The 7,674-nt window shown below is 69.3% G+C and carries 12 protein-coding genes; 5 read left to right on the forward strand and 7 right to left on the reverse strand.

From position 1 onward, the window contains the following. Positions 1-42: 42 nt before the first annotated feature. The 3 genes from ACEQ2X_RS19835 to ACEQ2X_RS19845 all read right to left on the reverse strand — a co-directional run bounded on the left by ACEQ2X_RS19835 (position 43) and on the right by ACEQ2X_RS19845 (position 2,703). Complete coding sequence (locus ACEQ2X_RS19835; RefSeq protein ID WP_370327595.1) at positions 43-1,566, reverse strand: ABC transporter permease; 1,524 nt, start codon at positions 1,564-1,566, stop codon at positions 43-45. Beyond that, positions 1,563-2,204 carry an ATP-binding cassette domain-containing protein gene (locus ACEQ2X_RS19840; protein WP_370327596.1) on the reverse strand — a complete coding sequence of 214 codons (642 nt, stop codon included), beginning with the start codon at positions 2,202-2,204 and terminating at the stop codon, positions 1,563-1,565. The genes ACEQ2X_RS19835 and ACEQ2X_RS19840 overlap by 4 nt, the downstream gene beginning before the upstream one ends. Positions 2,205-2,436: 232 nt before the next feature. Further along, positions 2,437-2,703, reverse strand: a complete 267-nt coding sequence (locus ACEQ2X_RS19845) for a hypothetical protein (protein WP_370327597.1) — start codon at positions 2,701-2,703, stop codon at positions 2,437-2,439. 354 nt (positions 2,704-3,057) lie between these two features. On the opposite strand from ACEQ2X_RS19845, the gene ACEQ2X_RS19850 reads away from it, so the two are divergent. The 5 genes from ACEQ2X_RS19850 to ACEQ2X_RS19870 all read left to right on the forward strand — a co-directional run bounded on the left by ACEQ2X_RS19850 (position 3,058) and on the right by ACEQ2X_RS19870 (position 5,005). Then, positions 3,058-3,333 carry a response regulator gene (locus tag ACEQ2X_RS19850; RefSeq protein ID WP_370327599.1) on the forward strand — a complete coding sequence of 92 codons (276 nt, stop codon included), beginning with the start codon at positions 3,058-3,060 and terminating at the stop codon, positions 3,331-3,333. Positions 3,334-3,343: 10 nt separating this feature from the next. After that, positions 3,344-3,565 carry a helix-turn-helix domain-containing protein gene (locus tag ACEQ2X_RS19855; protein ID WP_370327600.1) on the forward strand — a complete coding sequence of 74 codons (222 nt, stop codon included), beginning with the start codon at positions 3,344-3,346 and terminating at the stop codon, positions 3,563-3,565. Continuing rightward, positions 3,555-4,112 carry a hypothetical protein gene (locus tag ACEQ2X_RS19860; RefSeq protein WP_370327601.1) on the forward strand — a complete coding sequence of 186 codons (558 nt, stop codon included), beginning with the start codon at positions 3,555-3,557 and terminating at the stop codon, positions 4,110-4,112. The genes ACEQ2X_RS19855 and ACEQ2X_RS19860 overlap by 11 nt, the downstream gene beginning before the upstream one ends. Positions 4,113-4,181: 69 nt before the next feature. Continuing rightward, positions 4,182-4,625 carry a histidine kinase dimerization/phospho-acceptor domain-containing protein gene (locus ACEQ2X_RS19865; protein WP_370327602.1) on the forward strand — a complete coding sequence of 148 codons (444 nt, stop codon included), beginning with the start codon at positions 4,182-4,184 and terminating at the stop codon, positions 4,623-4,625. Next, entirely contained in the window at positions 4,517-5,005 is a 489-nt protein-coding gene (locus ACEQ2X_RS19870; RefSeq protein ID WP_372530578.1) for a sensor histidine kinase, read from the forward strand. The genes ACEQ2X_RS19865 and ACEQ2X_RS19870 overlap by 109 nt, the downstream gene beginning before the upstream one ends. Here the strand turns inward: ACEQ2X_RS19870 and ACEQ2X_RS19875 are convergent. The 4 genes from ACEQ2X_RS19875 to ACEQ2X_RS19890 all read right to left on the reverse strand — a co-directional run bounded on the left by ACEQ2X_RS19875 (position 4,983) and on the right by ACEQ2X_RS19890 (position 7,573). Beyond that, positions 4,983-5,531, reverse strand: a complete 549-nt coding sequence (locus ACEQ2X_RS19875; protein WP_370327605.1) for a plastocyanin/azurin family copper-binding protein — start codon at positions 5,529-5,531, stop codon at positions 4,983-4,985. The genes ACEQ2X_RS19870 and ACEQ2X_RS19875 overlap by 23 nt on opposite strands. A 73-nt stretch (positions 5,532-5,604) precedes the next feature. Then, positions 5,605-5,976, reverse strand: a complete 372-nt coding sequence (locus tag ACEQ2X_RS19880) for an SHOCT domain-containing protein (protein ID WP_370327606.1) — start codon at positions 5,974-5,976, stop codon at positions 5,605-5,607. A gap of 167 nt (positions 5,977-6,143) precedes the next feature. After that, positions 6,144-7,043 carry a sensor histidine kinase gene (locus tag ACEQ2X_RS19885; RefSeq protein WP_370327607.1) on the reverse strand — a complete coding sequence of 300 codons (900 nt, stop codon included), beginning with the start codon at positions 7,041-7,043 and terminating at the stop codon, positions 6,144-6,146. A gap of 239 nt (positions 7,044-7,282) precedes the next feature. Continuing rightward, on the reverse strand, positions 7,283-7,573 hold the full coding sequence (locus tag ACEQ2X_RS19890) for a hypothetical protein (RefSeq protein WP_370327608.1): 291 nt from the start codon (positions 7,571-7,573) through the stop codon (positions 7,283-7,285). Positions 7,574-7,674 lie beyond the last annotated feature (101 nt).

The following is a 7,674-nucleotide window of genomic DNA, read 5'->3' on the forward strand; positions in this document are numbered from 1 at the left end:
CCACGCGCGTGTAGGGACGGCGATGCCCAGCCCGCGTGGGCTCTAGGTGGATGGTGCGGCAAGCCGGTGGAACTGCACGACGGCGACCGCGGTCAGGCCGACCAGCCACGCGATGGCCACCAGCAGGGCACCGGTCTCATCGAACTGGGTGGTGAACGCGCCGTCCAGCATGACCCGGACGCTCCCATGCGCTGGCATGAATGTGGCCCAGGACGGGGGGGCGGCGTCGAACATGGCGTTCTGGGCGATGCCTATGTCGATGAAGGGCAGGCCGAGCATGAGGTAGAGGGCACCGAGCAGACCGAACCGGGGGCCCAGCAGTACGCCGATCATGGCGTAGGTGAGCGCCACGAGGATCGTCGCCCCTATGAACAGGGGCCAGCTTGCGGGGGCAAAGGACATGCTGGTCACGGCCAGCGACATCGCGGTCGTGATGGCGGTGGCGATGGTGATGACCCCGAGTCGGGCGGCGAGGATCTCCAGGGGGCGGTAGCCCGCCAGGACCAGTCGCCGGTCACCCTCGGCGGCACCGAGCGCCACGAAGAGCCCGGCCAGGCCGGCGAGGAACCCGACGGTGATTGGCACCATGATCGCGCCGTGCAGTCGACGCATGGACAGCAGCTGCAGGCCGCGCTGCCCGTCCTCGATCAGCTCCACGGGCGTCGGGGTGGTGGGTGTGACGGCGATGCTGACGGAGATGAAGGCGATGGGCAGCCCGATGAGCAGCACCCACAGGACGAGGTTGCGGCGGTAGTCGCGCAAGCCGTAGCGCAGGCCGACGGCCGTGCGGCGCCACCACCCGTGACGGGGGGTGGCCTTCGCGCGTGAGGGGCGGGTCATCCGCACCAGCGCGATCGTCCCGATGGCGAGCGCGCCGGTCGCCCACGCGGCGGTCAGGCCCAGGTCGCCGACCGGACCACCGTGTCCGGAGGCGACGTCGGTGACCACCAGTGTCGGGAAGTGCAGCGGGAAGGTGCGCAGCAGCGCGCCGCCGCCACCGAAGGCGGGGCCCAGGAACACATCGAACAGCCAGATGAAGACCAGCAGCAGGGATCCGTTGACCTCCGAGCGCACCGACGCACCCACCACGGTGCCGATCCCCAGGTAGATCAGCGCCATCAGCACGGTGGCGCCGATGACCCGAGGGCTGCCGGCCACGTCGGTGCGCAACCCCAGCGCGAGCAGCGCACCGGTGGCGGCGATGCCGGCGAGGGCCATGGCGGAGACCAGGCGGGCGGTCACGACCCGCAGAGGGCCGGCCCCCGCGGCGGCCAGGCGGCGGTCGACCTCGTGGGATCCGGTGATGTGGAAGAAGCCGGCGACGCCGGCCAGCAGCGACGCCGCCCAGCCGGCAGTCGCGGCCTCGACGGTACCGAGTTCGGTGATCCCGCCCAGCGCGGTGGCGAAGTCGGCGATCGCGCCTGCCGACAGCGTGACGAACACGAGGGGGACGAGGGCGAGCAGCGCCAGGTTCAGCGGTCGTCGCGCGTACTCGGCGAGGAAGCGCCAGGACAGCAGCCACAGCGCCGGACCAGGACGCCGGCCGGCGACGCTCACGGCGGTCATCGCGCCACCGTGACCCCGTCGCGGAGATCATAGATCCGGTCGAAGCGCTCCTCGTCGGTGATGAAGTGGCTGATGATCAGCAGTGACCTGCCGGCGTCCCGACGGGCCCGCGTGAGCGCCCAGAATCGCTGGAAGGTGTCCCAGTCGAACCCGGCGTAGGGTTCGTCCAGGAGCAGGATCGGCGGGTCTGGGAGCAGCGCCAGGCTCAGGTTCAGCTTGGCCTTCGTCCCGCCGGAGAGCGCCTCGACCCGTGCATCCGCCCACCGGTCGAACCCCAGGAGGTCGTAGAGGTCCTGACGTGCGCCGACGACATCACCCGCATCCATCCCGTAGGCCTCGCCGAACAGCTCGAAGTGCTCATCACAGGTCAGGCGCTCGTACAGGATGGGCGCTTGCGGGCAGTAGCCCAGAGCACCGCGCCGGTCGACGCTGCCCCCGTCGCTGTCCAACGCCCCCACCAGGATCTGCATCAACGTGCTCTTGCCCGACCCGTTCTCACCAACCAACCCCACGACCTCCCCCGCGCCCAGCCGCACGTCCGCGCCGCGCAGGACCTGCACCGCACGCCGACGTGGCCAGATGCCGGTCCGGTAGGTCTTCCTGAGAGCCGTGGCCCTCAGCAGCAACGCCTCGCCCATGGGTCCTCCCTCCGATCGCAGCACCGAGCATCACGCTTTACCCCCCAGGGGTACATGGTCCTTGGTCCTCCGTTCGCAGGGCCGGACGGCGGCCGGCCCTCGTCCTGGCCACGTTCATCGTAGTGTTCGCCGTCTCCAACCTGGTGGTGGCCTTGACCGGCGACCGGGCTGCCGATGATGAGCCAGGCGGAGGAGCATCACGGCCACGACGTGAACACCGCACCTGAGGCAATCACATCCTCATGACCCGCTCGCAGACCTGGTGGATGTGCGATCGGAACAGCTGCAGGTCCTCGGGGCTCCCGTCGGCTGCCTGCTCGAGGCGGGCCTGCAGGTGACGGCCTGCCAGGTCGCGCCCGATGGCATCCACCATGTGCCGGAGCGTTGCGAGCTGGGTGAGCGCATCGGGACCGTCGAGCCCACCGGCGATGCCGTCGTGCAAATGGTGCACCCGGTCCTCGATGTCACCGAGGTGGTCCACCACTGTCTTCTCGACCATGTCGTGCGCACGTCCTGTCGGCATCCGTCTCGCCTCCATTCGCGTTCTCCGTCGGTCACCAGCGTGGGCGGGCGGTGTGGAGGTGGTGTGGAGACGGGACGAGGTCCCGGCGTTTTCGGACCGTCCGGCCTGTGCATCATCGGTCGGCGATGGGGATGGTGGGCACATGGCATCAACCGTGCTGTGGTCGAGGACGAGGGGAAGATCCGCACGCTCGTGCGCACCTACCTGGAGGGTGCCGGCATGCTGGTGGTCTGACGGGATCGGGGGCGGAGGCCCTGACGCTCTACGCCTAGGCGCGGCCCGATCTGGTCGTCCTCGACCTGGGTCTGCCGGACATCCCCCGGTGAGAGCGTGGCGGCTGAGATCCGCCGCCAGGACGCCACGCCGATCCTGATGCTGACCGCCAAGGTCGCCGAGGCCGACCGCATCGCCGGGTTGGAGCTGGGTGCCGACGACTACCTGACCAAGCCGTTCAGCCCTCGGGAGCTGTCCTTCGCGTCAAGGCGATCCTGCGCCGCGCGGGTGGCGCCGACGCCCCGTCAGGGCTGGCCAGCTTCGGTGATGGACAGGTGGTGGTCGACCAGGACCGCCACGAGGCCACGATCAGAGGAGATCGGGCGGTGCTGACGCCGACCGAATGGGGGCTGCTGACGCGTTGACGGCCTCGCCGGGGCGGGTGTTCAGCCGGTTCGAGCTGGTCAACCGCACGCGCGGACACGAGTTCGACGGCTATGAGCGGACGGTGGACAGCCACGTGAAGAACGTGCGTCGCAAGATCGAGCAAGACCCGTCCGATCCACGGCTGGTCACCACCGTCGTCGGGGTCGGCTACCGCTTCGAGCTGCCCCGTGACCGCTGACCGTCGGTCCAGTCCGCTGGCGCTCCGCCTGGCGGCGGCGTTCGTCGTGGTGGCGGTGGCCGCCGTCAGCGTGTTCGCCGCGCTGATCGTGGTCAGCACCGACGCGCAGACTCGACGGCTCCTCGAGCGTGAGCACGCCCACGCCGGTGAAGCGGTGGCCGCGGCGGCGGGCGCCGCCTACGCGACGGCCGGGGGCTGGACCGCAGCCGACCTGGATGTCGCCGCGGCGATCGCCGCGCGCGCCGAAGCCCGCGTCGTGGTGATCGATGCCGACGGGCAGGTGGTCGCGGCACCGACCGATCAGCTGGCCGAGATGATGAGCGCGATGCACGGTGTCACGACGTTGGATCAGCCCCGCGGCTGGCCGGTGCCGATCACGGTGGACATCGAGGGTCGACCCGTCGGCGCAGTGACGCTGACCTTCCCGCTGACCCACGACGCACCCGCCGACCAACTGCGCACCGCGCTGTGGCGACCGCCGTGGCCGGCACGATCCTGGCCACCCTCGTTGCCCTCGTGGTCGCCGTCGTCGTGGCGCGACGCTTGATCCGTCCGGTCACCGCCCTGACAGCCGCGGCGGAACGGCTCGCTGCCGGTCAGTCCGACGCCCGCCGATGTGACTGCTCCCGGCGAGCTGGGCGAGCTGGCGGCGACCCTCGATGACATGGCAGATCGGCTGGAGGCGGCTGGCCGGCGCCGTCGCAACGTCATGGCCGATGTGGCCCACGAGCTGCGGACCCCGCTGGCCGTCCTGCAGGGCGATACCGAGGCGATGCTCGACGGCATCGTGGCCCCTGACGAGACCGCGTTGACGTCGCTGCACCGGGAGGTGACACGGCTGACCAGGCTCGTCGGCGATCTCGAGACCCTCGCTGCGGCCGATGCCGCCCGTCTCACCATGCACCCATGGCCGCTCGACCTGGCCGTCGTGGCTGAGCGCGCCACCGCGTGGTGCGCGCCACCGCATCCGAGGCCGGTGTGGAGATTGCGGTGCACCGCGATGCTGCCTGGGTGCAGGGGGATCCCGACAAGCTGCACCAGGTGGTGCTCAACCTGCTGAGCTACGCGATCAAGTTCACCCCCGCTGGCGGAGCGGTCACGGTGACGACCCGAGAGGACGACGACGCGGCGGTGCTTGATGTGGACGACACCGGTCCCGGCATGGCCGCCGATGAGGCGGCACACGTCTTCGACCTTTTCTGGCAGGGCACCGTCGGGGGCCGCACCGGCGGATCCGGCATCGACCTGGCCGTGGCCGCCGAGCTGATCGCCGCCCCACCACGACTCGATCACCGCTACCACGAACGCGGCGGGCGGTGCCCGGTTCACCATCAGCCTGCCGTCGCGGCCCCACACCGATGGCCCGACCTCCGCGCCCAGAGGCCGGGCCCGGGTGCACTGACCAGCCTCACGCTCGTCAGTTCGCCTCGGCGATGGTGACGGTGCCGCGCATCCCCGCGTCGTAATGGCCTGGCACATGGCAGCCGATGAGGATCTCGCCGGGCTGGGTGAACGTCCAGGTCGTCTCCACGGTCTCACCCGGCGGGATCGTGAGGGCGTTGGGCTCGGCCGCCCCGTGATCCATGTCGTCCATCTCCGCCATCTCCTCCTCGTGGGCCTGCTGCGTCTCCGCGTCGCCCAACGTGAAGTCGTGCTCCAGCTGACCGACGTTGGTGACGCTGAACGTCACGGTCTCGCCCGCCTCGACCTCCACCTCGGCAGGGTCGAACGTGAAGTCGTCATCGGCCTCGATCTCGATCGTCCGCGACGCCTCGCCGGCATCGGCAGGGCTGCCCCACGCGAACTCCTCGCCGTGGTCATCACCCTCCTCGCCCTCGGCCATGTCGTCGTCCATAGCCATGTCGTCGGCCGACTCCGTCATCGCGGCATCGGTGGGCTCGGGCGCGGCTGCGGTGTCACCCTCGTCAGCGGCGCACGCCGCCAGCACGATCGACAGGGCGAACAAGAGGGCAGGAAGGGAGAGCCTGCGAATAGTTGTCATCGTTCACTTCCAAGGAGAGGGGACCACGGTGGCCATCCTACGACGGTCCTACTTGCGGTACGGCTAGTCCGGTCCATCTGCGATCCATGCCGGTGTCCTTCACACGTGCCGACAGCCACATCTTCACAACTGGGACCGTGGGACGCCTCCAGTGGTCAGCCTCACCGTTGTGCACGCCACGACTGCGCACCTCCTGACGCCGATCCCGGTATTCCTCGGCGTCGAGCTCACCGTTGGCAAACCGACGATCGAGAATCTCCTCAGGCGTTTCCCTACGCACATTTTCGTCGGTGCGGTCGCGGGGGAACTGCCTAGCGACTGCCCACACGATGAGCGCGATCACCCCAACCCAGAAGGCCGTCATGAGGATCCAGCCTCCCGTTGTCATCCCGTTCCATCCCCACATCATGTGACCACGTCCCTTCCAAGCTTGTCTGGATTTGGGTCCTTCTGGCTGTGCTCACCCAGGGTGACCGCTGTAGATGAAGAAGATGCCCGGTGGATCATCAAGAATTGGTGAAGGGCCAAACAGGGCACGTGTGAGCGGCGGCCTGGCATCTGTAGTTGATGCTGGCCTCACCGGGAAGCAGCGGGCAACGTGAAGCTCACCACCGTTCCACCGCCCGACGCCTCCTCCATCCAGATGCGGCCGCCGTGACGCTCGACGACCCGTTTGGCCGTCGACAGCCCCAACCCCTGCCCGGCTTCGCGGTCGGCGTCCTCATCGAAGAGGTCGAAGACACGTTCCCACTCCGAGGCCGACATGCCTTCGCCGTCGTCGGCGACCTGCACCACCCAGTCAGTGCCCAACCGCCGGCCAGTGACCACGACCGTCGGGGTCACCTGGGCGCCGCCGTGGGTGAGCGCGTTGCGCATGACGGCGCTGACGAGATGGTAGAGAAGCCCCCGGTCGCCGCGCACCGTTGGGAGTTGTCCGAAGCTGACCCGGGCGTCGCGGCGCCCGGCGAGGTCGTCCAGATCGGCCACGACGGCTGCCACCACATCGGACAGGTCGACATCGTCGACCTGGAGCGGTTGGCTGGTGTCTGGGTTGGCGACCAGTGCCGTCGTGACCTCCTGCACGCGCTCCGCCGCTGCGAGCGCCCGCCCCAGCAGCGTGCTGGCGAGGTCACCGTCGCCCTGTGTGGCTGCGGCGAGCGCTTCCAGGTAGGCGCGCACCTCCGCGACCGGGCCGGCGAGCTCCCGGCGCACGGTTGTCGCGACGCACTCGCACAGCACCGTGCACCGCCCGGTGGCCTCACGTCCTGCAATTGCCTGGCCGCTGCATGCCGGACAGGCGGCTGACTGGTTGGCGGCCGCCTCCCACCCATGTGAGCGCAGCCTCTCCCTCTCCTGGCCATGCCCGCCGGGCACGTCACCTGCCTCAGTTCCCGGCTCGCCCGCGACCTCCAGGACGGCGATGGCCGTTCCCCGTACCACGGCCGGATGCGCGCGGTCACTGTGATGGTCAGTCATGCCGACTCCGATCCCTGTGAGGTGCCACTTGCAACCTGCAGCATCACGGCGGCGGCGGGCAGGCGCATCCGTGGATTCCCACATCCCATGTGCGGAGGTGCATCACTCTCGTGGTCGATGCCGACTATGCCCTCCGCGCAGACTCGGTTGAGGACGAGCCTGATCTTGAACCCGACTGCAGCCAACGGCCAGGCGGGCTGGTGACCAACGATGTCTCCGCGCGGCTACGCAGCACGGTGTCAGCGTTTCACCGCAGCCGCCGCGGAGGGCGTGGAGTGGGTAGCGGTAAGCGTCGCCATGCCGACGGCGGTCAACACGGTCATGCCGATGGCGCCGCCCCACAGCTCGGGGGGCCAGCCCAACCCGACGGCGGCCGCCATGGCTAGGAAGTGCCCGACCCACAGCAGCAGTGCGAACCCACCCGCGAAGGCATACAGCGTCCACGAGCCGTCGGCGTGGATGTCCCAACGGCGCAGGGCGACGTCACCAATGATGCCGGTGAACTGAAGATCCCCCGGTAGCACGGACACCTGTCAGGTTGGGAAGCGAGGCCTACCTGAGAGGAGAACATGATGGGGAAGACCTACACCCCTGAGTTCCGCAAGCAGGCCGGAGCTACTGTCAAATCTTG

Origin of the sequence: Euzebya sp. (assembly GCF_964222135.1) — a bacterium.
Lineage (GTDB): Bacteria > Actinomycetota > Nitriliruptoria > Euzebyales > Euzebyaceae > Euzebya.